Source organism: Actinospica durhamensis, assembly GCF_018139695.1.
Lineage (GTDB): Bacteria > Actinomycetota > Actinomycetes > Streptomycetales > Catenulisporaceae > Actinospica > Actinospica durhamensis.
The window spans coordinates 1-452 of the sequence record NZ_JAGSOG010000742.1 but is presented as its reverse complement, the minus strand read 5'-3'; the positions used below and the strand labels follow the sequence as shown (position 1 = coordinate 452).

The 452-nt window shown below is 69.7% G+C and carries 2 protein-coding genes; both read right to left on the bottom strand.

Features of this window, described 5'->3' with window-relative positions; translation table 11 throughout:
* The coding region (locus KDL01_RS47220) for a VOC family protein (RefSeq protein WP_212534280.1) at positions 1–187 on the bottom strand (187 nt) is incomplete at its 3' end.
* A gap of 57 nt (positions 188–244) precedes the next feature.
* Positions 245–452, bottom strand: a 208-nt coding sequence (locus KDL01_RS47215; RefSeq protein WP_212534279.1) for an ElyC/SanA/YdcF family protein, incomplete at its 5' end; no start/stop codon positions are given.

The window sequence follows — 452 nt, the reverse complement described above, 5'->3', positions numbered from 1 at the left end:
CCGCATGGGCGCCCTGCCCCATCGCGAGGATGTCCTCGTCGACGTTCTCGCGCTCGCTGCGGAAGGTGCCCGTCTGGGCGAGGCCCAGCATGTCCACCCACAGCCGCTTCATGCGCGCCTTGTCGGTGCCGCCGATGGCCACTTGCTGGATGCCGAGGACTTTGAAGGGACGCTGTTCGGGGGTCATGGTGAAAGGCTCCTGAAAAGAAACGGGTTGGTGATGGATGCGGCCTGTGCGCCTGCGTCACAGCTCGCGCAGCGCCCAGCTGCTGGCCAGCGCGAAATACTCGCGCAGCCAGGCGTTGTAGCGCGTGGTGATCGGCGTCGGCGCGCCGACGGGCACCACGGCGGCCAGGCCCTGCCGCCGGGCAATATGCACCGCGCGCAGCAGGTGGAAATCGCTGGTCACCACGGCCGTGGGAGCGTCCGCCGGCACGCCGCGCGCCTGCAGC